At 53.3% G+C, this 25449-nt stretch carries 24 protein-coding genes and 1 tRNA gene; 10 read left to right on the top strand and 15 right to left on the bottom strand.

From position 1 onward, the window contains the following. Positions 1 to 77: 77 nt before the first annotated feature. Both QN215_RS03255 and QN215_RS03250 read right to left on the bottom strand, forming a co-directional pair. Positions 78 to 1841 (bottom strand): thiamine pyrophosphate-dependent enzyme, encoded by a 1764-nt coding sequence (locus tag QN215_RS03255; protein WP_369344685.1) that lies wholly within the window; start codon positions 1839 to 1841, stop codon positions 78 to 80. Positions 1842 to 1898: 57 nt separating this feature from the next. Further along, entirely contained in the window at positions 1899 to 2276 is a 378-nt protein-coding gene (locus QN215_RS03250) for a winged helix-turn-helix transcriptional regulator (RefSeq protein ID WP_369344684.1), read from the bottom strand. A 245-nt stretch (positions 2277 to 2521) separates the two neighbouring features. Between QN215_RS03250 and QN215_RS03245 the strand changes: the two genes are divergently transcribed. Then, positions 2522 to 3100 carry a hypothetical protein gene (locus tag QN215_RS03245; protein WP_369344683.1) on the top strand — a complete coding sequence of 193 codons (579 nt, stop codon included), beginning with the start codon at positions 2522 to 2524 and terminating at the stop codon, positions 3098 to 3100. A gap of 46 nt (positions 3101 to 3146) precedes the next feature. Here QN215_RS03245 and QN215_RS03240 read toward each other — a convergent pair whose 3' ends face one another. From QN215_RS03240 to QN215_RS03230, 3 genes are all read right to left on the bottom strand, one after another. Then, on the bottom strand, positions 3147 to 3668 hold the full coding sequence (locus tag QN215_RS03240) for a low molecular weight protein-tyrosine-phosphatase (RefSeq protein WP_369344682.1): 522 nt from the start codon (positions 3666 to 3668) through the stop codon (positions 3147 to 3149). A 145-nt stretch (positions 3669 to 3813) separates the two neighbouring features. Continuing rightward, positions 3814 to 4500: a dihydrofolate reductase gene (locus tag QN215_RS03235; RefSeq protein WP_369344681.1), complete on the bottom strand. Its 687-nt coding sequence runs from the start codon at positions 4498 to 4500 to the stop codon at positions 3814 to 3816. A gap of 47 nt (positions 4501 to 4547) precedes the next feature. Then, positions 4548 to 5423, bottom strand: coding sequence for a thymidylate synthase (locus tag QN215_RS03230; RefSeq protein WP_369345043.1), 876 nt, complete (start codon positions 5421 to 5423; stop codon positions 4548 to 4550). Between the two features lie 305 nt (positions 5424 to 5728). Here QN215_RS03230 and QN215_RS03225 point away from each other — a divergent pair, with 305 nt between their 5' ends. Beyond that, positions 5729 to 6142: an OsmC family protein gene (locus QN215_RS03225; RefSeq protein ID WP_369344680.1), complete on the top strand. Its 414-nt coding sequence runs from the start codon at positions 5729 to 5731 to the stop codon at positions 6140 to 6142. A gap of 220 nt (positions 6143 to 6362) precedes the next feature. On the opposite strand, the gene QN215_RS03220 is transcribed toward QN215_RS03225, so the two are convergent. The 3 genes from QN215_RS03220 to QN215_RS03210 form a co-directional block, all read right to left on the bottom strand. Beyond that, positions 6363 to 7415, bottom strand: coding sequence for a universal stress protein (locus QN215_RS03220; protein ID WP_369344679.1), 1053 nt, complete (start codon positions 7413 to 7415; stop codon positions 6363 to 6365). Positions 7416 to 7721: 306 nt separating this feature from the next. Then, a complete protein-coding gene (locus QN215_RS03215; protein WP_369344678.1) occupies positions 7722 to 8495 on the bottom strand; it encodes a C40 family peptidase in 774 nt (257 codons plus the stop codon). A gap of 155 nt (positions 8496 to 8650) precedes the next feature. Further along, entirely contained in the window at positions 8651 to 9667 is a 1017-nt protein-coding gene (locus tag QN215_RS03210) for a CHAP domain-containing protein (protein ID WP_369344677.1), read from the bottom strand. Positions 9668 to 9935: 268 nt separating this feature from the next. On the opposite strand from QN215_RS03210, the gene serC reads away from it, so the two are divergent. Then, positions 9936 to 11096 (top strand): phosphoserine transaminase, encoded by a 1161-nt coding sequence (gene serC / locus QN215_RS03205; protein WP_369344676.1) that lies wholly within the window; start codon positions 9936 to 9938, stop codon positions 11094 to 11096. Positions 11097 to 11120: 24 nt separating this feature from the next. Here the strand turns inward: serC and manA are convergent, their stop codons facing one another. Beyond that, the gene (gene manA, locus QN215_RS03200; protein WP_369344675.1) at positions 11121 to 12569 is read right to left on the bottom strand and encodes a mannose-6-phosphate isomerase, class I; all 1449 of its coding nucleotides are present in this window, start codon (positions 12567 to 12569) and stop codon (positions 11121 to 11123) included. Positions 12570 to 12638: 69 nt separating this feature from the next. Here manA and QN215_RS03195 point away from each other — a divergent pair, with 69 nt between their 5' ends. Continuing rightward, complete coding sequence (locus tag QN215_RS03195) at positions 12639 to 12893, top strand: DUF2530 domain-containing protein (protein ID WP_369344674.1); 255 nt, start codon at positions 12639 to 12641, stop codon at positions 12891 to 12893. Between the two features lie 53 nt (positions 12894 to 12946). Here QN215_RS03195 and QN215_RS03190 read toward each other — a convergent pair whose 3' ends face one another. Next, positions 12947 to 14155 (bottom strand): sensor histidine kinase, encoded by a 1209-nt coding sequence (locus QN215_RS03190; RefSeq protein ID WP_369344673.1) that lies wholly within the window; start codon positions 14153 to 14155, stop codon positions 12947 to 12949. A 264-nt stretch (positions 14156 to 14419) separates the two neighbouring features. On the opposite strand from QN215_RS03190, the gene phoU reads away from it, so the two are divergent. After that, the gene (gene phoU, locus QN215_RS03185) at positions 14420 to 15100 is read left to right on the top strand and encodes a phosphate signaling complex protein PhoU (protein WP_369344672.1); all 681 of its coding nucleotides are present in this window, start codon (positions 14420 to 14422) and stop codon (positions 15098 to 15100) included. A gap of 94 nt (positions 15101 to 15194) precedes the next feature. On the opposite strand, the gene QN215_RS03180 is transcribed toward phoU, so the two are convergent. From QN215_RS03180 to lysS, 3 genes are read right to left on the bottom strand one after another with little or no spacing between them, the layout of a single operon-like run. After that, complete coding sequence (locus QN215_RS03180) at positions 15195 to 15938, bottom strand: phosphoglyceromutase (protein WP_369344671.1); 744 nt, start codon at positions 15936 to 15938, stop codon at positions 15195 to 15197. A gap of 57 nt (positions 15939 to 15995) precedes the next feature. Then, positions 15996 to 17081: a 1,4-dihydroxy-2-naphthoate octaprenyltransferase gene (menA, locus tag QN215_RS03175; RefSeq protein WP_369344670.1), complete on the bottom strand. Its 1086-nt coding sequence runs from the start codon at positions 17079 to 17081 to the stop codon at positions 15996 to 15998. A gap of 11 nt (positions 17082 to 17092) precedes the next feature. Then, positions 17093 to 18691 (bottom strand): lysine--tRNA ligase, encoded by a 1599-nt coding sequence (lysS, locus tag QN215_RS03170; RefSeq protein WP_369345042.1) that lies wholly within the window; start codon positions 18689 to 18691, stop codon positions 17093 to 17095. Positions 18692 to 19237: 546 nt separating this feature from the next. Between lysS and QN215_RS03165 the strand changes: the two genes are divergently transcribed. The 4 genes from QN215_RS03165 (at position 19238) to QN215_RS03150 (ending at position 22585) form a co-directional block, all read left to right on the top strand. Continuing rightward, positions 19238 to 19311: transfer RNA gene (locus tag QN215_RS03165), tRNA-Pro, on the top strand. Positions 19312 to 19519: 208 nt separating this feature from the next. Continuing rightward, a complete protein-coding gene (locus tag QN215_RS03160; RefSeq protein WP_369344669.1) occupies positions 19520 to 19957 on the top strand; it encodes a helix-turn-helix domain-containing protein in 438 nt (145 codons plus the stop codon). Between the two features lie 129 nt (positions 19958 to 20086). Beyond that, a complete protein-coding gene (locus QN215_RS03155) occupies positions 20087 to 20692 on the top strand; it encodes a hypothetical protein (protein ID WP_369344668.1) in 606 nt (201 codons plus the stop codon). Between the two features lie 243 nt (positions 20693 to 20935). Further along, positions 20936 to 22585: an alpha/beta hydrolase family protein gene (locus QN215_RS03150; protein ID WP_369344667.1), complete on the top strand. Its 1650-nt coding sequence runs from the start codon at positions 20936 to 20938 to the stop codon at positions 22583 to 22585. 130 nt (positions 22586 to 22715) lie between these two features. On the opposite strand, the gene QN215_RS03145 is transcribed toward QN215_RS03150, so the two are convergent. Beyond that, positions 22716 to 23315, bottom strand: a complete 600-nt coding sequence (locus QN215_RS03145; protein WP_369344666.1) for an HAD family hydrolase — start codon at positions 23313 to 23315, stop codon at positions 22716 to 22718. Between the two features lie 204 nt (positions 23316 to 23519). Here QN215_RS03145 and QN215_RS03140 point away from each other — a divergent pair, with 204 nt between their 5' ends. Beyond that, a complete protein-coding gene (locus tag QN215_RS03140) occupies positions 23520 to 24155 on the top strand; it encodes a DJ-1/PfpI family protein (protein WP_369344665.1) in 636 nt (211 codons plus the stop codon). Between the two features lie 61 nt (positions 24156 to 24216). On the opposite strand, the gene QN215_RS03135 is transcribed toward QN215_RS03140, so the two are convergent. After that, a complete protein-coding gene (locus tag QN215_RS03135; protein WP_369344664.1) occupies positions 24217 to 25245 on the bottom strand; it encodes an alpha/beta hydrolase in 1029 nt (342 codons plus the stop codon). Positions 25246 to 25449 lie beyond the last annotated feature (204 nt).

Below are 25449 nucleotides of genomic sequence, written 5' to 3'. Positions count from 1 at the left end.
GGTATACCGAATAAAGGCAACAAAACTCGATAATCATGCACGAATCTGCCATATTTCAGACTCATGCACGAAGAAAATCAGGCTTCGTCATCCATAATCTCGGCAAGTGACGGCTCATCGTCCAAGTTGTACAGCTTGCGGAACCCATCAGCCGCCCCGACCCCGAACTTCTTCTCATCAAGGGGAATGAACGACGTATCTATCGGATCGATATAGGGAAGTTTGGCATCAAGCACAATAGGCCGTGCATCACCAGCATCCTTATACTCACGTATCTTGACGAATGCCGCCTTGAGCGAAGCATTGTCGGTGGCAGTCAGGCCGATTGCTCCGAAGCTGCGCGCCATCCCAGCCCAGTCTGCGCCTTCGAGATCGGTTCCATACAAGCCCAACTTTCCCTTGATCTGCTCGTGCCTGATGAAGCCGAACGCCTTGTTTTCAAGCACCACGTTGACCACAGGAAGCTTGTATCGAACCTCGGTCAGGATTTCCTGATTGACCATGGCAAACCCACCATCCCCTGATATGGTCCACACGTCTCGGTCAGGATGCGATACGGCAGCAGACAGACCCGCAGGAACGGCGTAGCCCATAGTCCCGTACCACGGCGACATCGTGAAGCGTTGATCTTGCTCAAAGGGAAGCTGCCGCAACGACCATGCCGTGTTATTGCCAACGTCAAGACTAAAAATGGCTCTATCAGAGGCATTGCGCCCGATTTCTCGAATCACTGACTCCGCCGCCAAACCATGGGAATCATCGTCCGCAAGCTTGTCAAGCCATCGGAGCCAATTCTGACGATTCAATTGAGCAGCCTTTTCGAAGGACTGTGCCTTAAGCGACACCTGCGCCACATCATTGCCAGAACGCTTCACCAGCTCATCAAGCACCTGAGCGCCGTCAGCGACGAAGGCGATGCTGGCTTCGAGCTGATTGCCGATATCAGAAGGATTGGTATTTACCTGAATGATGGTCTTGTCACGAGGCATGAACCTTCCAAAAGGATAGTTGGTGCCGGCAAACAGTATCAGGTCTGCGAGCTGCGAAGCTTCGAAGGCGGGCTTGTCACCGAGTCGCCCTCGCGTTCCCATATAATTCGGCCACAGTTGTGGAACAACGCCAGTCCCGGGCGCAGTGGAGATGACGGGCATATGGAAGTGTTCGGCGAACTTCATCACCGACTCGCCTTTGCCTTTCATGCCCTGCCCTATCCACAGCACCGGCCTTTCGGCCTTGAATATTGCCTCCGATGCCCTGTCAAGCTCGTGCTGATCCAGCATGTAGCTCACTTGCGCACGCGAAGTCACAGGGGTTCTGGTTTCTGAATATTCAATCGTCGTGCCGGTAAGGTCTTCGGGGAGTATCACCACGGCAACCCCACGCTTGGTATAGGCCGCCTTGATCGCATCTTCGATCACCGCTGGAATCTGCTCAGCATTGGAAACCTGCCTGTTATATACGGCCACATCTGCAAACATGGGGATCTCGCTGAGTTCCTGGAAGAAATGAGTGTTCTGGAATCGCGTGGTCACCTGCCCTACCAAGGCCAGCACAGGAACATTGTCCATCTTGGCATCGTACAGCCCGTTGAGCATGTGCACGGAACCGGGACCTGCCGAGGCGAATGCCACACCAATCGTGCCATTGAGCTTGGCATCGGCGGCAGCGGCCAGAGCTCCGGCCTCCTCGTGGCGAACCTGGATAAAACGTATCCCCTCACGTTCCTTCCACAGGCCTTCCACCACGTTGTTGATCGAATCGGCAGGAATGCCGTAGACATGATCAACGCCCCATCGTTCGAGCACTTTGGCAAGAGCCTGCCCCGCAGTAACTGATGACATCGTTTGTTCTCCTTCTCCTCCACTGTGATCCAAAAAATGAACGTGTTGCGACGCGCCTCACGAATCTGCGTTGCCGCTGGAATCTGACTGATCAAGCAGATTCCGATTGCCCCATTCCGTGAGCGCATCGAGGATGGGAACCAGTTCCAATCCTGATTGCGTAAGGTGATACATGGCTCTGGGTGGTCTGGTGTCCACAATCGTTCGCTTCACTATCCCCTGCTCTTCGAGTTCCTTAAGTCTTTTCGACAATGAGGAATCGTTGATCTTGTTTGAATAGCAGGATATCTGCGAGAACGTTCGGCATCCCTTGGCTATTGCCTGTATCACGAGACTGCTCCACCGTCGGTCGATGATGTCAATGGCTGCGAGAAACCCATCGCAAGCAATCGACGCAGTCCTGACATACGAGACTGAAGCCTCACCATGCGCCATGACTACCTCCTGACATTTCGAGACGACGAACGAGCAACTACAAAAATCTTAGTAGCTTTAATTAATATACATTCTTCGAAATTTCTGTAAGCTCAATGCTCTGTCTTCATGTCGCGATACGTACGAGTCATTCCAATCCGCAGTGATATCGGCCCCGCAGCATTATCAGTCCCACAGTGTTATCGACCCCGCAGCGATACCGGCACACAGCGATTCCCGTCGCAGCAAGCTGAGACACTGTTCCTATGCTGTTTACCTATCTCTACATCGCCACAATGTTCATACTGACTCTGGTCGGCGTGGGCGTCATCATATGGTTCGCGATGAAATATCGTCCCAAGTATTCTGCATCCACTGCCCTGCGTAATCTGCAAAAAGAACAACTGCGATATCACCATGCAGATCAGGTGCTGCCCACAGATGACGATTGGAAGGTTCAGCCTCATCGTTTGAGCGAAGAGGAATTGGATAGTGAAATAGCGCTTCTCACCACGCTGAACGAGAATTCGCGAAGTCTCGGCATCCTTGCAAAGCGAACGCTGTACTCCTTCATAGCCCTGCTGGCACTGCTGTGCGCAAGCTTTGCACCGAACACAATCGGGCCGCGTCTGGCAATCCTCGCCGTCACACTGCTCTGCGCTTGCGCCTTCGCATTCCTGGGAATTATGCCGATAGCACGCATTGTGCGAAACAATGTGAGGCTGTCACGCCAGTTCGAACAATGGGCAGAGTCACATCCGCAATACTGCACTCCTCAGCGAAAAGCGCCAAGTCGGAAAGCCTCACCATCAGACGAAGGCACGACGTCACAGGTCGCATGGTAGAGAAGCTTTAGCCCACAAGACCTTCATACAAGGGCGCAGACCTAGCCTATTGCAGCTTGCTGGCGACCCATGCGACGATGTATGGCGCGACCTCTTCGATCTGGTCGATGGCGACTTCAAATTCGTGAGGACCCCCATACCAAGGGTCGACAAGATCAAGTTCATCATCATGTCCGCGAGCAGGTGTTGGAAGACTGGGGTCGAAGCTGCGATAGAGATGCACCTCAGCGCGTTTGTTCTCCGGTAAGAGACGCAGCAAGGCACGCCTGTGGGCAGCGGTCATCGGCAGCAGCAGATCCGACTCTTCGATTTCTTCGTGCGTGATGCGATGAGCGAAGTGCTCGCGCGGAATCTCATACCCTCTTTCCTTCAGCACACGCTGAGCGCGCCTGTCAATCGGGTTACCGTATTCCTCGTCGCTGACGCCACTGGATTCCACACGCACCTGAGAAGCATCCAGGCCACGCTCTTCGAAGAAATGCCTCAGAATGATCTCAGCCATGGGGGAACGGCAGATATTGCCCGTGCACACTGTCATTACCGTATAGGGATGTTGCTCTGCGGTCATCGTGATGCTTCAATCTCCTTATACAACTTCAATCTTTCCTAGCTCTGCTTACACACGTGCTCTGCTCACACACGTGCCAAACCCAGCGCTCACCAAACCCAGCGCTCACCAAGCCCAGCCATGCGTTTGCGCCAGATGCCTCTAGTCAGTGCACTCGCTCGTATTGCACAAAACGAAAGTCTGATATCTCGTTCGTCACATCGTGAGGCTGAATCCATGGGGTTTCATTGTCCAATCGCCACAGACCGGCATCGACAAGCTGCAGAATATCCGGTGCGAATGTGTCTGCCTCCACCTCGGCGCGTATCTCGGTTACATAGGCCTTGTCTGCATGAGGCAACGCCGCCTGGAAAAGCTGAGAACCGCCGATAACCCATATTTCACTGCGATCAATGCCGTCATCAGGAATAGACTCCTGGTTTGCTATCGTCAGCGCCGCATCAATGTCTTCAACGACCGTTGCTCCCTCGGCATGATAATGAACATTTCTGGAAACTACGATGTTATCCCTGTTCTTCAGAGGGCGGTGTCGCTCACCAAGCGATTCCCACGTCCTTCTGCCCATGATGACCGGATGGGAAACGGTAAGTTCCTTGAAACGCTTCAAATCCTCAGAAAGATGCCACGGCATGCCACCTTGAAAGCCGATGGCAGCCTGCCGACCATTCTTGCTCGTTGCCTGTGCCCAAATCAGATTGACCGAGACTCGGCCATCATGATGATCGTTACGGGACTCTTCTGGATCGTTCCAGTCGTCTTCGTGATCATATCGCCCGGCTCTTCCGGGCTTGGGTTCGTGATAGCCGTTATGGCTACTACTCTCGTGCTCCATCTATACATCGCTCCTTATTGCCTGTCTGCACAATGCTAATAAGTCCCTCAGACCGCAATCGGTGCCTTGATCGTTGCGTGGTGCTGATAGTTGAGAATATGGAAATTCTCGTACTCATATGCAAACAGTGACGGTGCCTTGTCGAGCTCCAACTGAGGGTAAGGGTATGGTTCGCGCGAAAGCTGTTCCAAAACCTGAGGAATGTGGTTGTCATAGATGTGGCAGTCTCCTCCGGTCCATACGAATTCCCCTGGTTCGAGACCTGTCTGCTGTGCAATCATGCGGGTCAGCAAAGCGTACGAGGCGATGTTGAAGGGTACGCCGAGGAACATGTCGCAGGAGCGCTGATATAGCTGGCAGCTTAAACGGCCCTGAGCAACGTAGAACTGGAACAATGCGTGGCATGGGGGCAGCGCCATCTTTTCTACTTCGGCCGGATTCCAGGCACTCACGATCATGCGTCGCGAATCAGGCTGGGTGCGAATCAGCTTCAGCACGTTTGATATCTGATCGATGGTTCGATTTGGATTATCTGCGGTAGGTGCCGGCCAGCTTCTCCACTGGACGCCATAAACCGGTCCCAACTCCCCTGTCTGCGGATCTGCCCACTCGTCCCAGATGTGAACGTTATGCTCCTGAAGCCAGTGCACATTGCTGGAACCTTTCAAAAACCAGAGCAGCTCCATCGCAAGCCCACGGAAGAACACGCGCTTCGTGGTCAGCAGAGGGAATGAATCATGAATATCGAAGCGCATCTGCTGACCGAACAGCGAAATCGTGCCAGTTCCGGTGCGATCCGATTTCAGAGCTCCCTCTTCCAGTATCTTCCTCAGCAAATCCTCATAGGGAGTGGGGATGTCTGTCGAGTTTGGGCGCGGTATGCGTGTTCGAATGTCATCAAGTTGCGATTGCGATAAGGCCATAGGCACTAATCTAATCTATGCGCCGGAACGCCCCTCGGAAAAGCTTGAAGCGTAACGTAGGAATGACGACGCAAGACGATAGATTGTTGTAGTGAGCGATGCGACTGAACGATGTGATTGAACGACACGATTGTTGGGCACGATTGTTGAACATGATTGTGAGAAACAATTGTGCGACACGACTGAAGGATCAAATCTTCATCGTTCTGTAGCCCTGCACCAGCCCGAACAACGATCTTCGACGAAGTGCATGTGGTCATGGCAGCCGCATGCAGCAGCAGTAGCAATAGGTAATAGGAGGAATCATGGGAAAAAGACTATGGGTGGAACGCAACAAGGACGGTTCTTGGGACGCTTTCTCTGAAGACGGCGCTCATGCCAAGTTTGGCAAAGGCAAGGGCCTCTTCTCTCCAGGTGACCTGCTGAAGATTTCTCTGGCAGCCTGTGGAGCGCTATCGAGCAGTTTCGCGGTCGAAAGCGCGCTTGGCGAGGGCAAGGGCGCTCACATCGTGGTTGACGGCACATATGATGACGACGATGACGCATTCCTCTCCTTTGACGAGCAGCTCACCGTCGACGCAACCGATGCGGACCTAAGCGATGAAGATGCAGCTAAGTTGAAGGAACGCATCATCCGCCACATTGACAAGTCCTGCACCGTCAAGCACAGCCTGGAACGAGAAGAACCGGTTCGATTGAACGTTACGGTTCGTCACTGAGCAACAAGCAACAAGTCGCAACAAGTTCGGGGCAAGTTCTTGGCAATGCCGGGTTGATGAGTATAGGTCTGTGAGCACGGTTCTATAAGTACAGGCTCTGCACAATCCTTGAAGGCGACCGTGCAATACAGTGATGGCCCAGAGGCGTGAAGCTCTGGGCCATCACTGTATGTTCTGACGAAATCCGTTGTGTGCAGAAGACGAATCTCGTTGCCTGATCTCAGTCCTTGTACAAAGGATCGATATGCTCCTCGATATCGCGAATCTGCTCTGGCTTCGCCTTCTCGACGTCAACGCTTTCGACACCGCTTATCTGATCAAGTGACATCGCCGTCATGTTGGCGGCGCTCTGCTTGTTCTTATCGCCGGATTCGGTAGCCTCAACATATTTGCGAGGAACCACGTATACAGGTGATACGGCATGCTGAAGCAGGCCCTGGCTTGTGGAGCCTAGCAACAGGCCAGTGAATCCGCCACGGCCACGAGAACCCACCACTACCACGTCGTAGTTGTGGCTTGCCTTGGTAAGCGCGTTGACTGCGGAACCGGGAACGATTGACTTGTAGATGCGGAGGTTCGGATAGAGCACCTGCAATGGCTTGATGCGCGCATCCAAATCTTCCATATACGATTCCATGACTCCACGCTCTTCGGGTGAATCAGATCCGGTGAGTCCATCAATGTTTGGTACGGCAGAGAGCACGTTCAGTTCAGCTCCCCAGCCATTGGCGAACCCTGCAGCGATTTCCAAAGCTTTGAGTCCCCACTTTGATTCATCCGAACCAACAGCGATCTTCGCAATCGTGTTGTTCAAATGCATCAGATTTCCGTCATCATCGGTGTAAGGAACCACGACAATCGGGCAGTATGCGTATGCAGGAAGACTTGAGCTCGTTGTGCCCAAAAGCCTCTCCGCCAAACCACCCTTACCTCTGTTGCCGATAACAATCAGGTTGTAGTTTCGAGAGAGTTCAACGAATACGGAAGCAGGGTCGCCAGTGACGATCAAAGTGGCTGCTTCGACTCCCTGTTCATCGGCGATTGCTTTCGCCCGTGAAAGAATCTCCTGTGCATCTGAATGGGCTGCGTTGTCATCACCGAGCGCTGTGTACGTTGCATCGAACGAAACGGCAGCATAGCTGGGAAGTGAGTATGCGCATACGATCTGTAACGTCAAACCTGCATGCTTGGCGTAGTTTGCGGCCCACCAAGTGGCTTTATAGCTTGCATCTGACCCGTCAACTCCGACGAGTATTGCCTTGTCGTTAACCATCACGACCTCCTTGGGTTAGTGAACGGCTGCTAGGCACGTTCTACCAATAGAATACCGCCGGATGTTGCAAAACGGCGTTTTCCAACCAATCAACATCGCTGTTTCTCCCCTTTGCCTTCGATGTTGTGGCCTGTGTCGATGGTATCAGGTGAATTTCGACTCTTCGAGCATGCCCGAAAAGCAGAGTCTGCGCTCATTGTGAACTCGACAAAGTATAAAACCCCATTTTTGAAGAAAAATGGGGTCATATACGTCGATGTAAGCGTTTTCATACTGCGGCAAGTTCACAATGAACTCCGCCACATGCTAAAGGAGTCGGCGAATTGAGTAGGAGCCGGTGAAGGCGACGCTCACGGGAGTGGTGGTCGTTCCTGCGCTTGGATTTAATGCGTTTACTACCATGTTGTTGCCGATATAGATGCCGGCGTGGGCACCGTTGGCGATGATGTCGCCTGGCTGAGCCTGGGCAAGGCTTGCAACCGCGCTTCCTGCGCTCGCCTGTGCACCAGAGCTATGAGGAAGGCTGATACCGAATTGAGCATACACATACATGACGAAGCCGGAGCAATCCCAACCACTGGTGGTCGAACCACCGTATACATAAGGAACCTGGCCGATGAACTGATTGGCGTATGACACCAATGCAGCGGCAGTCTTGGCATTCGGAGGGGTTACGGTGAACTGCTGAGTCGTGGCAGTCGAAGTACTTGTAGATGTACGAGCGGCGCTACGACTTGCAGCCTCTGACTGCTGAGCAGCAGACGCAGCGGCGGCAGCAGCAGCTGCTGCCCGTTCCTGTTCCTCTTGCTGAGCCTTTGCAGCAGCATCTTTCTCTGCTGTGGACTGGGTCTTGGGAACACTCATTGATTCCAAGCCGCCCCAATTGCTGTTCTTCTCCACATTGGTAGAAGTTGATTCAGCAAGAAGGTTTTTTCTCGGCGCATTCACCTTGGGAAATGAACGTGAAGAAGTCACGGCTGTGTTGGTCGCTGCCCCCGCAACGGGCGCAGCAAATGACAGCATAGAAGCTGCCGAAGCTGTCGCCACAACAATTGCTATAGATTTCCTAGTTATCTTCATCAAAATGACACATTATCACATGAAGATGATCTCTCAAACTCCAGTTCCAAAAAACGAGTGGAATGTACTTTAGTCTTGAATAGCTCAAAACAATGGTCGATTCACAACACAATTCACAACGAAATCCAAAATCTGGGGCACTAAAGCAGGTCAACTCAGTAGTGGATGTATTGGAAGTTATTGACGTTGGTCAGTGTTCTGGAATAAGTCTTGCCGGCCATGACCTCGCCAGATTCCGAGGTGACGATTGATCCATCCGCATTGATTTTTTCAACGATGGCTACATGCCCATACGCAGAGGACGAATCTTCTTGACCCTGGCCGAAGACTATGATATCGCCCACATGCCTCGGTGTGTTATCAACCCAATAGCCCAATGCCCTGGCCGAAGCAGCCCACTGATACGCATTGCCGAAATGCGAGCCAACCGGCAGCCCAAGCTGATGACGACGCGTATATGCCCACCAGGTGCACTGGCTGAATTCATAGGCATTGCCGCTGTCTCCAGTTGCATGATCGGCATTGAATCCGGCAGGAACGGCCGATGCATCGGCATCCATCAGATTGGCGACTGTCGAATTCTGAGCCTTGGAGCGAGAAAGCTGGGAGACATCAACCGTGTCATCGCTCATAGACCATGAACCAGCGCCACCGTTGGTTGACACCGCTTCCTTATTCAATGCGGCGCGGGATTCGGATCGCGATACGTCCTCTTGCGATGTCCCCTTTGCGCTGCCGGCAATCGTTTGTGAGCTTGAGGTCTGTGACGCATGCGCCACCAAAGTCTGCTCATTGGGCCCGAGCACAACCATTGCGGTTGCGGCTGTTCCGAACAAGGCCGCGAGTGCCGTTCCCGCCATCATTTGGGACTTTCGTGTCTTGCGTCGAGCGGCTTCTCTGAAGGATCGTCGGGTGACGGGTGACATCTGATTGAGGCGTGTGGTTACTGCCAGTTCGATTTGTGAAAGATTGAGTGAAGTACCGGAAGCAAGCGCTGGAATGAGCTGCACTGCCGAAGAATGGCTTTGTGCGAAGGCTCTGGAGGAATGAGACCCATGCGCCTTGCGGCTGACACGATGCGCTGCGCTATGAGCGGCACAGTGTCTCGCACCGTAAGTTTTTACATTGCGTAAAACTTCGGACGAGGCTTTGCCATGCGAAGCATGTCTCATTGATACGACTCCTGAACGTCTACGAAAATCTGTTGCAAGCACCCTGTTGGATGACTCCAATACATGAGAATACAACTACACTATGTCGAACGTCCAATCGAAATGGGTTACCAACTTGTGACGCCGAATGCTGGCAAGGAAGCCTCAAGCTTCAAAAAATCAAGAAAATCAATACCTTTTCAACACATTTCCCTACTGCAACACACGCCCGAAAGTTCTTCCGCGACACGCTGAAGTCCAATCCATCGGTCTGATTAGGGTTGGCGGTATGACCAATAACTTGACGATTCCTGAGAAACTTCTGCCAGAAGATGGCCGTTTCGGCTCCGGGCCTAGCAAAATCCGCCACGATCAGATGACCGAGCTGTCCGGCGAGTGGAAGACCCTTCTTGGTACCTCCCATCGTCAGGCACCCGTGAAGCATATCGTCTCCTCAATCAAGGATGGGCTTTCGGAGCTTTTCAATCTTCCCGACGGCTATGAGATCGCGCTTGGCAATGGCGGTTCGACAGCGTTCTGGGATATGGCATGCGCATGTTTGATCAATCGCAAGGCGGCATTTGGCGTCTACGGCTCGTTCACGAAAAAATTCGCAGACTGCGCGGCCAATGCTCCATTTCTCGAAGAGCCGGTGATATACGAGTCGCCCGTAGGCACCTATACTTTGCCGAAACCCACAGAAGGCGTCGATGCCTACTGCTGGGCGCATAATGAAACATCCACCGGAGTCAACGCACCCGTCAGGCGCATCGAGGGCTTGCAGACCGCACCCGAGGGTCTTCCAGAGTCTGCGCTGACCATAGTGGATGGCACCAGCGCCGCCGGTGCAATCGAAATCGATATTTCACAGACCGACGTGTATTACTTCTCACCTCAGAAGGCTTTCGGCTCAGAAGGCGGCATTTGGTTCGCGATGCTGTCGCCTGCGGCCATTGAACGAGCCAGCCAAATCGAAGAGGCGGCAAAGCTCGACGGTGCCACGCGCTGGGTGCCTTCATTCCTCTCGCTGACGAAGGCCTTGAACAATTCCCGCAAGGATCAGACACTGAACACGCCCTCCATCGGTAACTTCATCCTGATGAACAACCAGATTCAATGGCTTAACGACAACGGCGGTCTGGCATGGTCAACTGCACGATGCAGCAAGTCGGCATCCCTCGTCTACGATTGGGCAGAAAGAGTCCCCTACGTGCAGCCTTTTGTGAAGGATGCCGAATCTCGTTCCCACTCTGTGGCGACCATCGACGTTGACGACATGATTAACGTCGACCAGATAATCGGCATACTGCGTCAGAATGGCATCGTTGACGTTTCCGGATACCGAGGTCTGCACAGAAACCAGCTCCGCATCGGCGTATTCCCATCTGTTGAACCTCGCGACGTCGAGGCCTTGCTCAACTGCGTAGATTACGTCGTTGCCCACATGTGAGAGTGCAGTAGCATGCGCGGAAGATCAGAATGGGGTCGAGGCGAAGAGATACGAACCATGTGAGGCCACAGACACCTCAGCGCTCGACCCAGCAGCGCCCGCCCCAGCAGTGTTCACCGTCTCACTGGTATCCACGCCAATGTCAACGTGGCCGTCCTCGGCCGGAATGAACACGGCCTCGCCTTGCGTAAGCTTTACACGCTGACGATCCGTCGTGCACAGCAGCGAGCCTTCCGTGCAGAGCAGCACGCGAGGCCCACTCGAAGGCAGTTGCAGCCGCTGCGGGCCATATTTCTGCATCAGCTCACCGTAGCGCTGAATAAGCCTGCCCGTGATGGGCCACGCTCCAGAAGCACTGTCAACGCGTCCATAGGCAAGCATGTATTCAGAAATCTTCGGACGGTAGGTGATCAGATCCTGAATGGCCAGGGCCGCGAATGCCGAACTTGAAGGGTCGATGGGCGTCGCGGGCTGACAGTTCAGACTGTGCAGAAGATTCGCGATGTCCTTATGCTTCACCGTCATCCCAGCTCTCAACACATTATCGGAGTTGGTCATGATCTCGGCAGCCGTGCCGTGAATGTATGCGTGCGGCAATCCTGCAGGAATGTATACCGACTCGCCTTCCGCCAGCTCAACCGGATTCATCATCAACAGACACAGTACCGAAGCGTCCGTTTCGAAAGCCTGGGCCGCCTCGATGGCGTTATGCAATGCCGCCTCCGCCCTTGTCTTTCCCAATTCAGGAAGACCGTCAAGTGCTTGGCGCAGCGCCACCTCAAGAGAGCCTGCCTTGACCGGGGGCGCTGTGATGGCAACGTGAAAGGCACGAAAAATGCGTCTGCGGGAATCTGGCCAGGCAATCGAAGACATGGGCATCATCACATCGGAGGCGGCATATTCCTGTGGGGGTTGGCCGACGTGAAAAGTCCGCGCCGTCAGCGCATGAACCATGCTCCGGGCGACCGGATGATCGACTGCCCGCAAGAGTCGCAGCTGCTCGTTCAGCGCTGCAAAGCCCACTGAAGCCGAAAATGGTTCAAGCGCCACCAGCATTTCGTTCTTAGCCAGCGAATCCTTGAACGAGCGCTCAGACGCATCAAGGGCGATACCCAAATCATTCTCACGGTTGAACCCAGCCCGAGCCTCAAAATCCACTGGGTGAACCTGAAGCGACAGAGGAATCTCGGCGGCAATGATCTTGAACAGATAGGGCATGACCGGGCCAAACTCCTGCGATGCCTGCTCCCCCACCATCGCAACCGGATCGGCGTGAATCTCACTGAGCAGATCATGCTTCTCGCCTGTTGGCAAGGCCAGAGGTGACGGCGATTGCGGATGACCGCTGAACCACATTTCTGCAAGTCTTTCATCCCTTTGCCCGCCTGAGTGCAGATGAAACATCGTCTGCAGACGAGTTCTGGAACCCCAGGCATAATGCTTGGGAACGGCTTCGATTCGATACAACGGCACCTCCCCTTCATCGCATCATACTCATGTACGACACCCGTCAAGGTTACCCCGAGATATACACTGAATGGCATGAAGCTTGCACCAATTTTTTCGCAGAAAGCGCGCAGACCGTCACCGAAGCCGGTGCAAGTTGATTTGCGAAAGATATTCCTCACGGGCACACTCGTGTGGTTTGCAGCTCTCATATGCTTCATCATTCTCGAGTTCTGTGGCGTTGATGCCAAGGCCGCCATCGGTGTGAGCGCGTCGGGCGTGGCGATAGGCGTTCTGCTGCTGATATGGGAATTCTTCAATCGCTGGAATTATCGCAGGCTCGCCGAGTAGACCCCACTCGTTCATAACAGGCCTCGGGATGCCCACTTCCTGGATGCGTCCTACTACTGCTCCATGTGCTGCGGGGCGAGTGGGAAAACCATGCTGAAGGTGCTGCCGTGACCCTGCGAACTCCACACGGTTGCCGATCCATGGTGCGTAAGCGCCACATGCTTGACAATTGCCAGCCCCAGTCCGATGCCTTCGTGTGTGGCATCGGTTTGATGTGTGCCTCGATAGAAGCGTTCAAAAACCTGTCGCTGCTCGTCTTTAGGGATACCAATACCTTGATCCAGCACGCGAAGCAGAGCATGTTCGCCGTCCTTGCTCTGCGAAACCGCAATGTTGACCGACGAGCCAGATGACGAGTAGCCCAGGGCATTCTCAACGAGTTTAACGAGCGCCGCCTTGATTTGCTGGCTGTCTCCGTTAACCGTGACATCCGCATCACCGCCAACATGGAGCGCAATATCCTCGGCATCGGCCTTGCTTCTGAGCTGTTCTGCAACTTTACGGGCGAGCTGAAGCAGATTGATTCTATTGTTGTCGCTGGCGACAATCGGCTCCTGCGCCTTCATCAGCAGCATCAAATCGGCAACCATATGCTCAAGATGGCTGCAATGCCTGCGCACCAGCTCTGCGTCCTTGCGAACCTCGGGGCTGGAACCATTGGCGTGTTCAAGATCGAGCGAGAGTTGGGACAATGCAGACGTAGGCTGCAACAGTTGTTCGGAAACATTTTCAATAAAGGAGTCTCGTGTTTGGGCGAATCGTATCGCTTCACTGACATCTGCCAGCAGCACGACCACAAAGTCACGATTGATTCTGCCCACGGTTATCTTCAACCAATTCGGGCGCGAGGTCGCCTGAAGTTCATCCGCTTTGACGGCATTCGAACTCGCGTGAGCGTGCGCCAGCGATCCCTTTCGCTCCTCTTCAGACGGAACAGCTGAGTCCACCAGATCTTCGGCCACACCCAAGAATTCCTGTGGCGTCTGAGTTTCCAAGTCTAACTTGGTTTTGCCACCGGACTCGCGAACATGATCGATGGCTTCAAGAACGCGCGGCTGAATGATTTCGTCATTCGCAACAACTCCGAGCATATACGCCTGGGGGCTGGATCTGACGACCTCATTCTGTCGGTCAACGACAATCGACGCGTTGGGCAGCATGGAAAGCAAGGCGGCAGTAGATTCATCAAGATCATCGGATTCTTCGGAGGAATCCTCATACTCGCCCGACTTGCCCATACCCCGCCACATACGCACTTTCATGAGCTGCTTCACCAATGCATTCATCACCGAATTCCCCTCGAGATGCCGTTGAATCCAGAAGCCATGCATATTCGAGATTGCGTTGCCTCACAGCTCGAAACTATGTCATGAATGCTGGGCACACACAGTTTACATGATATTCGCATGCTCTACACATGAACGCAAGGCGAACTTCTGGTGTCATTTGTTGAAGCGTGTAGCAATATTAACCGCTAGACTAATAAACTGTTGCAGGGAGAACCAGAATCCAGGAAGGCATACGACATGCGCGTAATTTTCAACGAGGAGCTTGCACAAGTCTCCGACGATCTCGATCACATGGTGCAGGACGTTCGGAAGGCTATTAACGGCGCCGGAGATGCGCTTCTTAAATCGGACATTGAAGCAGCCCAAACAGTCATCGATGGCGATATCGAAATCGATGCGCTCGAATCGAGCATCATCGAGCAGTGCATCAGATTGCTCGCCAAGCAAAGCCCAGTGGCCACCGATCTACGTGTTATCGTATCAACACTACGGCTCGCAGCAACCTTTGAACGCATGGGCGATCTGGCCCGCCATATTGCAGAGACAGCTCGCAGAACTTACCCGCAGCCCACTCTGCCACCCGAATGCACGGATCTGTTCACTCAGATGCAGGAATTTCTCACGATGACAGCCGACCGTCTGGTGAATATGATGTCCGATCGCAGTGCAACCACAGCCGAACAGATCATCATCGATGACGACAAGCTGGACGAGCTGCATCATCAGACCTTCGATCTGGCACTTGCCGAAGACTGGTCCGGTTCGAAGCAGCAGGTCATTGACCTCGTTCTGATCGCCCGCTTCATGGAACGCCTTGGCGACCATGCCGTTTCTGCGGCTCGTCGCGTCGTCTATATCGTCTCGGGCTTCGATCCATCCAAGGAGCCAGAGAACTCCACCGAGCAGGATCCCGACTGAGTTAGCAACAGCAGTAGCAACAGAAACAGAAATGTCCCTTTTCAATGATCTGAAAACAATGATCTGAAAAGGGACATTATCGTTATGGAATCTGTTACTTCTGCTGGCCTTGCGCTGCAACGGCTGCAGCACCTGCGGCGGCAGCAGCTGGGTCAAGATATTCACCGCGTGGCTTGACCGGCTTGAAGTTCTCGTCAAGTTCGTACAGCAATGGGATGGCTGTAGGAATGTTGACCTTGGAAATCTCCTCTTCGCTCAGACCGTCAAGCATCTTGACGATTGCGCGCAGCGAGTTGCCGTGGGCGGCAATCAGCACGGTCTTCCCGGCCTTGAGCTCAGGAATGATCTCATTCTTCCAATATGGCGTCACACGCTCAACGACGTTGGAAAGCGCCTCGGTCTTTGGAACTGGCTCACCCGCATATCGTGGGTCGCCATCCTGCGAGAACTCGTCATCAGGATCGATTTCTGGTGGCGGGGTGCCGTAAGAACGACGCCATGTCATGAACTGCTCATCGCCGTACTTCTCGCGAATCTGGCTCTTGTCCTTGCCCTGCAAGGCACCATAATGACGCTCGTTGAGTCTCCATGAACGCTTCACAGGAATCCAAAGGCGATCTGCGGCATCCAAGGCATAATTTGCCGTGTTGATTGCTCTTCTGAGCAGTGAGGTGAAGACGATGTCAGGAAGAACGTCTCGCTTGGCAAGCAGTTCGCCACCATTCTTGGCTTCCTGTACACCCTGCTCGGTCAGCGGAACATCGACCCAGCCTGTGAATTGATTGGTTTTATTCCATGCGCTCTGGCCATGCCGGAGCAGAACTAGTTTGTATGTCATACCACGCTATTGTAAGGGGACACTATGACCGTCAGAGTGCATGACAAAGGTGTTTCCCTACAGAAATTCCAGCATGGCGACAACGTGCACAGCGGCATAGCTCAGCAGTATGAAGCCGCTGAATGCCAGGGCTTTGCCGAATTTATGCGGATTGGAACTATGCAATGTGCGCACCGCAATCGTCGCACACGTCACGTTCAGCAACGCGAGAATGACGACAAGCCACCCAAGGCGGCTGTAAAGCATTGAAGTAATCGCCAGGAAGATAACCGTGGCGACTGGAATCACCAGCATCAGATACACGGAACGCTCGGCCCACGTGTGCCCAAGCCTTGCGGCCAAAGTACGTTTGCCCGAGATCAGATCATCGTCGATATCGCGGATGTTGTTGACCATGAGCATCACGCTGGAAAGCAAGCCGGTGTTGATCGCGCCGAGAATTCCCGTCCAGTCCACTGCTCCGGCAAGCAGATATTGCGTGCCCAAGGTTGCTGCGAGACCGAAGAAGAGAAAGACCGAAAGCTCACCAAGCCCGATGTATCCATATGGATGCTTGCCACCCGTATAGAACCAGCACGCCGCCAGGCATGCCACACCAATGAGAAGGAACCAGTAATGGCCGGTGAGCACGATGGCGACGATGCCTGCAATCGCGGCGATCAACGCTGAAATCGCTGCGGCCGCAACAACATATGTGGGTGTAACACCGCTGGCGACAAGACGTTGGGGCTTGTCGCTGGCCTGTTCTTCGCCGCTACGCTCACTGTCGCTTCCACGGATGCCATCGGAATAGTCGTTCGCGAAGTTCACGGCAATCTGGAAGAACAGCGCCACCACAACGCATGCCACGGCAACATACCAGAAACGACCCATCGCCTGTTGGTACATCTGCTCATTCACCACGCACTGATGCGGCTTCGGATAGATGTCCACGCATGTGCGGAGTTCACGAAACACAGGAATGGCAGACGCGATGCCGACAAACACCGGCGCAATGCTTGCGGGCAGCGTCCGCGGTCGAAACGCCTGCACCCACAGCGAAGGAGTGCCCCAATGATTCGCGTTCTCTGATTCAGATACCGACGATCCTGTCATTGCATTGCCCTCTCTGACTTCCTCGCTTGAGCCTGCCCGCACGCCCATTCGGGAAGCATTCAGTTCAGCGGCTTCACCAGCGGGAAGGTTATCGTCTCACGAATCGTTGCACCCGTAAGCGCAATCAGCAGACGATCGACACCCATGCCCATGCCGCCTGCAGGAGGCATGCCCACGCCGAGCGCCTCCAGAAAGTCCTCGTCAATATCCATGGCCTCAACATCGCCTTGCATGGCCATTTTTGCCTGTTCTACAAAGCGTTGACGCTGCACCACAGGATCGTTCAATTCGGAATATCCGGTAGCCAGCTCGAAACCACGGACGTACAGATCCCATTTCTCGACAACGCCTGGAATGCTGCGATGCGACTTGACCAGCGGAGAAGTCTCAACCGGGAAATCACGGACGAATGTGGGTTCATAAAGCTTGTCCTGCCAGAAGTGCTCCCACAGATGCTCGACCAGTTTGCCGTGGTTCTCTGCCGCTTCCTGCTCCAGACCCAGCTTGTCGGCAATCTTGCGCAGATGCTCGACGCTCGTCTCGGGGGTGATCTCTTCGCCCAAAGCCTCGGAAAGCGAACCATACATCGTGATGGATTTCCACTCACCACCGAAGTCATACGGCGTGCCATCCTGCAAGGTCACCTTCGTGGAGCCGAAGGCTTCCCTGGCAGTGTTTTGAATGAGTTCCTTCACCAAAGCGCCAATGGTGTCATAGGTTCCATATGCCTGATACGCCTCGACCATCGTAAATTCTGGCGCATGAGTGCCGTCTACGCCTTCGTTCCTGAAATCTCGATTGATTTCAAAGACACGCTCGATGCCGCCGACAAGACAGCGCTTGAGGAACAGTTCTGGCGCGATGCGCAGGAATAGATTGATGTCGAAGGCATTCATATGCGTGACGAAGGGCCGAGCAGCCGCTCCACCATGCACGGTCTGGAGCATAGGTGTTTCGACTTCCAAGAATTCGTGACGATCAAAGGTGTGACGCAGCGAAGCGACGGCGGCTGAACGCTTGCGAACCATGTCACGCATATGTTCATCGGCAATCATGCCGATGTATGGCTTGCGAGTGCGCTGCTCTTCGTTCAGATCCTTATGCAGTGCAGGCAGTGGCTGCAGAGCTTTTGCGGCGATTGCCCAATCCGTCGCGAATACGGAGAGTTCGCCGGTTTTGGAAGCGATAACGCGGCCACGGATATAGAGGTGATCGCCCAGATCGGCAAGCTGCTTGAATCGCTTCAAGGATTCGGCACCGACTTCACGCTTGGAAATCATGCCCTGCAACGTGGTTCCATCGCCTGCTGAAAGCTTGACGAAGCATAATCCACCACCGTTGCGGATGAACAGCGCACGCCCTGCGACGCCGACGACGTCTTCCGTCTCTTCTCCCGGCTTGAGCTTGCCTTCATACTTGTTGCACACGGCAGCGATGGTGTCAGTCACGTCGAGATGCACCGGGTAAGGCTCGATGCCTTCTTTTATCATCAACGCGCGCTTTGCCACACGCATCTGCACCTGCTCAGGGTGGGCTTGTGCGCCAAATTCCTTGTTGGTCGGATCTATGGCCGCATCAAGCTCCTGGCCTTGATCGATATTGTCGCGAATTGCCTCATCCTGCTTGAGAAGGAGTTCAGCACGTTCGACGGTTGTCATTGACTGCTCGGACTGCTCGTGCTCTTCGGACTGCACAGGCTTCTCTGATTGCACGGACTTCTCTGATTGCTGCGTCTTATGGGCCTGATCTGCCTCAGCGCTCCGAGAATCATTCGCTGTTGCGCCTGCTAAATCTGTTGTATTCATTGCTTCCTGGGTTGCATCCTCATGCTTGCCAGTCTCACGGACTGGTGCGGAATCGCTGTTCTGGGTCATATGGCCATATTGTAACGAGCAGAGTGTACGTCAGCGATGCCCGTTCCGGGCCGCTGATGCCATGAAAGTCGCGAATCTTTGTAAGCCACGGCTCGTTTGTATCTTCATTGCACGTTGCCTGCGCCTTGATTGCACGTTGTCTGTATCTTGATTGCATCTCGCTGATACCCCTTGTGGCACCTTGTTTGCGACTTCGTTGCAGCTTCGTTGTATCCCAGCTGCACCCCAGCAGCACCCCAGCAGCACCCCAACAGCGCCTTCACTGTGCCCATGCAATCGCGCGCGAGTTGGAGTTTGGGCATGCATCGGTGTAACATCTGACAAGTTGTACGGGGTATAGCGCAGCTTGGTAGCGCGCTTCGTTCGGGACGAAGAGGCCGGGGGTTCAAATCCCCCTACCCCGACAATATGCGGTTTCATGCTTCGGCACGAAACCGCTTTTTTCTTGACTGCGTGGAGGAGTCACTCCGCAACGAAATCAGTTGCTGTTTTCTAGTAATAGGGTTACAGTTATATCTGCAACACGAAAATGATGGGTATGAGATATCAGATTGCGCTCCTTTAGAAGAGGCAGATTGGAATCATCACAATTGCATAGAAAGGATACTCATCATGGAGATTCTAGATAAAACTGATGCTTTAGAGCTATTCGTTGACGACGAGGCAATGGCGCAAGATGTTACCAAGGTAATGAACAATGTTGGAGACATTCGCTCTGACCTCGCTCTTATGGCCAATGGGAAAACCATTGAAATGCCTCATGAGCTTTCCAAGTTGTTGCTCAACATTCTAGAAGCACTCGGAAAAGGCACTCGTATTTCCATTTCCACAACACCGGAAGAAGTGTCGGCCAACACAGCAGCGGATATGCTTGGCGTTTCCCGTCCAACCTTCCTCAAATGGGCGAAGGAACATGATACGACGTTCAGCAGAGTCGGTAAGCAGAAGCGATTTCTGACGAGCGACGTGTTGAAGCTGAGGGATATACAGCGCGAAAAGAAAATTGCTGCGTTTGAAGCCTTGCGTAAGGAGCTCGACGCCCTCGAATAATATGCGGCGCATCTGACAGCACGCTCTAAGATATCATAATCAATTGTGCAGAGAGTATTCGTAGACGCAAACGTCTTATACAGCAAGACTCAAAGGGATTGGCTTTATGCTTTATATCAAGCCGGTCCCTTGTTTCAACTGTATTCAAGCGAGGATGTTTATGCGGAAACACTGGCGCACATACGTGATGACAACCCAGAATTATCAGGAGGCCAAATCACGGCCATCCGAGCACAGCTGCAGGAAATAGCGAACGAAATCAAGGAATACGATTGCAGGAAGGCTAAAGAGACATTCATCGGTGCAGATACCGGCGATTTGCATGTTCATGCGGCCACCGTACAGGGGCAGTGCGAGTATCTGTTGACGAATGATCGCAAACTCTATAATCAACTCAGCGAAGATCAGCTTGAAACTCTTCCATACGAAGTTTGCAGTGCCGACGAGTTCTTCTGTCTGGCCGCCGAAGCATCGGCTGTCATTCTCGATAAAGCACTCACCAGCCAGTTGCGTTATTGGTCTGTGAAGATGAATAATCCTCCTAGACAATATGATCTCTTGGAAAGGGCCTCATGCCCTATGTTCGCGTTACTTGTCAAACGGGCAACCATGCGCAAGATTGGTATGACCCCGGAACAAATTGATCGTCAGATGCCATTAGGTTCAAATTTTTCTGGCGAAATGCAATCCTCCTCCGTTCGCTACCTTGCTCAGATTAGCGAAAATCAACGATAAGCTGGGCTTCTGCGGATTCATAGTTCTGTTTAGAAACAGCCCAATCGCTCAACACACGATACAGTCACAATTCAGACACAACTCAGACACAATGGCTTTAAGTAAATATTCAGCTTTGCATAATCTCTCAGGTATAGACCTCGTTTCGTCAGGAGGCTCGTTAGAGTAGTGAGGGTGTTTGAATCTACGCAGCGCCAGCCGAAACCCCCCAGACAACCCAGACAGCCCAGACAACCCAGACAGTTGAGAATCGCATTCTTCTGCACCTATGCGATCCTCACCTTGGCGACTTTCCTTGTGCTTGGACTCATCGGGACGCTTATGGCCCCACATTGGCAGATTCAGAAGAACACAACCCGCATCACGGTCCAGTCGAAGGACACAACGATTGCTTCAAAGCTTACGGTTCCTGCTCATGAAGGCACGTATCAGATAAGGCAAACTCCCATCAAGATCAGGCTCACTGCGAAGGTCACCGTTCACGCGCTGGTTCGCGAACCGATTGATGCTCCGGCAGACCGGCCGGCCTGTTTGCTGATGCAGGGCGCTGGCACTGGCAAGTCGTCGGAAGTGTTTGGCGATCTGGCCTCTTCAATGGCTTCAGCAGGCATCACCACTCTGGTCCCCGACAAGCGCATGGATGACTACACGATGTTCCACCGGAACTATGTTTCGATGGCTCATGATTATGGCACATCCTTCGATATTCTGAAGCGTTGGCCAGGTGTCGATGCGCAGAAGGTCGGCCTGTATGCAGAGTCCGAAGGCACTTGGATTTCATCTATCATGACGGCGCAGCGCAAGGACATAGCCTTCACCATTCTCACTTCCCCGCCTGTATATTCTGGCCGTCAACAGATGGCGATTGCTGCAACGTCGTATTTCAAAACTGCCGGTGCTCCGCTCGCTCTCACACGGGACATTCCCAAGCTGACTGCGCTGAATTTCTCAGTGTTGGGGCTGGATTATGCCGACTTTGATTCGCTCAACTACATTTCGCATCTCACGCAGCCAACTCTGATCAATTACGGTACGCGCGACCTCTCCATGCCTATCGAACAGGGGGCTGTAACCATACTCGCCAAGGCCAAGGCAAACAACAACCAGAACGTGACGGTTCGCTACTACGATGCGAACCATCAGATGCGCATAGGCGACAACATGGCGCTCCCACGTCTTCCGCTCGCAACCGGGTATACACAAAATCTGGATGATTGGATTAATGGCATAGCTTCGGGAACATCCGCTCAGGATTGGAAGACGCCAATGATTGCAGGTTCTCAGCCGAATCAGTTGTATGCGGTACCTCCGCGCACTACAGCTGGTTTGATCACCTCGCTCGGCCAGCTCTTCGCGCTGATGCTGTTCGGCACGGGACTGTGCGTCATCGCATTCCTGCTGGGTGTGCTGCGCTCAATAGGAAAATCGATCCGAAGGTCAATCCGAAGGCAGAGAAACAAAGGTCAGCACTTGCAATCGCAGACACGAATGCAATCATCCATGCAGGCACAAGTGCCAGTAAGCACGAACTTTTCTCGGCCTTTGATTGCTTCGATGTGGATAACCGGTCTTCTCAGCATCGCCTCGACCTTGGGAATCCTGGGATACGTGATTGTTGTCGTATCGCAGGCTCTTACCTTGCAGCAAGACACGAAATTTCTCAGTTTGCTGTGGATTGTGCTTCGAGTAGCTTCGATTGTGGTGATTTTGGCTTTCTCGTGGCTGTGTACGCAGTTCTTGAATCCGCTGCTGGTTCGCCTCACTGGGAGTGAAGGCAACGAGCCAGACGAGATTTCGCATGTTTTCAACGGTTTGCAACGAATCATCATGCTTTGCGTGCTCTGCGGATCGGCGCTGCTGATGGGTTCGCTGGCCTTTTGGGGGCTGTATTAAGTTCATTGTGAACTCATCAAAGTATATAAGCCCGAATTAGGCCGTTTTTGCACCCCAAAACAGTGATTTTTGGGCTTTTATACTTTGATGAGTTCACAATGAACAGAGATATCGTCGTTGCGGGGTGTTGTTAGCTCAAAACGTCCAAGGTTTTGAGCGATTCGCGCAATTCATCCGCATTGGTGAAGCGGATTCCGTGAATTCCAAGATGCCGGGCAGCCTCGACATTGCTTTTCCGGTCATCAATGAAGACCGTATGCTCCGCCTGCAACGAGAATCGTTGCAATGCGAGCTGATATATTCGCGGATCGGGCTTTATCAAGTGTTCCTCCGCTGAAACAACAATGTCACTCAGCAACGCAAGCTCAGAAAAGCGCCGGCACGCCTCATCAACACTTTTCCTGGTGAAATTCGTCAAGCCCCACACGCCGATGCCGGCCGACCGCAGATCGCGAAGCAGTGCGCCCATCCCAGGAATCAGCCCATGAAACGCGCGTTCGAAATGTTCGAAATACACCCGAAAAACCCACGCCACCGCAGGACCATGATGCTGCTCATAGTCTGCAAGAATCCGACTCTCGCTCCACCCCACATCGCAAAGCTGATCGTAATAGTCAAAACCCCAAGGATCATGCGGATCAAAGAACATGTCAACAACGCCCTGTGGATATTCACCCTCCAAGGCCAGCTCCGGTCGCCAATCAAGCAGTACTCCACAGAAATCAAACATAATATTATTGATTTTCGGCTGCATAGTCTCTATCATCCTTGCATCGAACAGGCAGACTTCCAACACCAAAATATGACACGCCACTGACGTAGCACACCTGCACCCTCCTCATTCTCGTTGCCAACGCATGTTATATTCATGAGCAATACGGGGAATAAAAACGACGGGGAACAAAACGCATTTCCACAAGGGCAAGGGGTTCGCATGCAGACCATCAACGTTGTATTATTCGATAATTTCGAAACCTTGGATGCTTGCGGACCGATTGAGATTCTCGGAAGTCTGAACAACGAGTACCGAATCGAATACTTCTCGTTGAACGGCGGATTCGTGACGAGCAGACAAGGCTTGCAAACTCAGACACAGAGTTTCGCACACGTGGAATCGAACGGCATACTGCTGATTCCCGGTGGCATGGGTACCAGACCATTGGTGAACGATGACGAATTCCTGACACAGCTTGAGATCCTAGCCAACAAGTCGAAGGACGTTCTGACCGTGTGCACAGGCTCTGCGTTGCTTGCCAAAACCGGATTGTTGAACGCGAAGAGTGCAACATCCAACAAGCTCGCCTTCGACTGGGTGACATCATTGAATCCAGCAGTGAACTGGGTTCTCAAAGCACGATGGGTTGTTGACGGCAATATCTATACGTCGTCAGGCGTTTCGGCAGGAATGGATATGGCCCTCGGCTACGTCAACGACAAGCTTGGCATCACGGTGGCACGCAAAACCGCCCACGATATCGAATACGTATGGAACGAAGACCCAGACAACGACCCCTTTGCGAAAGGCGACGGGCGAAGGGCGAAGGAAGCTGCGGTCAACACTGCGTTGTGATCAGCTCGAAACGTCCAAAACCTGAAACGTCCAAAACCTCAATCATTCAAAACCAACAACATCAGGATTTCAAGAACTGCAAGGTATTGTTCCACACCTCATACGACTGCGGATGTGAGAAATCGAACTGGAACTCGTGCGGCAGCTTTGGATTGTCCGGGTAGAGCGTAAGCTTGGCCGCAACTTTCTGCGCCCGCAGTCTGCCATACATTTCCCTCGCCTGCGAGGGGAACGAGAAATAGTTGCCGTCAACGATGTATGAACGGGGAAAGTTCGCAGAAACAAAGTCAACGACCGACGCTGTCTTCGCGGCCTTGGTATATTGCCAATGCTTCTGCCCCAGATACGACCATCCCACGGTTTGCACGAACTGCTTGGCAATCCAGGAACTACCCATATCCGTCATCTGGGAAACATCATATGGTCCACAGAACAGCAGAGCAGCCTCCAACGGTCGGTGCAGAGCAATCTTGCGGATGCCAGCCTGCGCCGCATAGCCCGGAGTCGTTTCAATCGCAGCGAACTGCGCCGCAATCTGCGCGCCCGCCGAGTCTCCCCCAATAATGATGCGGTTGGCATCCAGCCCATATCGCGCGGCAATCCGATACAGCTGGACAATCAGCTCTCCCACCTGCACCACCGGTGCCGGATACTGCGCGTCAGGCGCATAATCATAATTCATTGCCGCCACCGCATACCCTTGCGCCGCAAGCATGGTCGCATATGTGGAGACTCCGAGTTTGTCGCCGGAGATGAAACCGCCACCATGCACCCAGACGATGATCGGCAATGAAACTTCAGCCGATGCTGTGGCATCCTTGCTGGACTTGGGAAGATAGAGATCAAAATCATTGCGCTGATACTGCGATGGATAGGTCAGGCTGCTTTCTATCGCAACGGCTTTCTGCGCGGCAGCATACCCGCGTGGCTTCTGCACATTCCCAGACTCGAACGCCCTGCGGAATATCAGTGCGCTCGGCCACGGGCTGACATTGAACGCCACCAAAGCGAGCAGGACAATGCCGACAATCGCAGCAATGGCACTCAGTATGATTCGTCCAAAGATCTTGAACCATCGCCCGCGAGTCATCCTGCTACCCTCTGAACCTTCGCCGCTCCCCAAACCAGCGCCACCTTCCCCACTACTCGATGCCTTACGGAAGCACTCTATCGCAACCCCACAGCACCACAGCCTCACCACCACAGTCCCACACCATCACACCACCGAAAACACAACTGCCCCAACAGAACAGCAGCATTCCGCATGCACACGCGCATATACACGCGCACATCC

The sequence above is a fragment of the Bifidobacterium sp. WK041_4_12 genome, from assembly GCF_041080795.1.
In the GTDB taxonomy this organism is placed as follows: Bacteria; Actinomycetota; Actinomycetes; order Actinomycetales; family Bifidobacteriaceae; genus Bombiscardovia; species Bombiscardovia aquikefiricola.
Note: the sequence above shows the minus strand (reverse complement) of the source record. Positions and strands in the feature narration are given on the sequence as shown.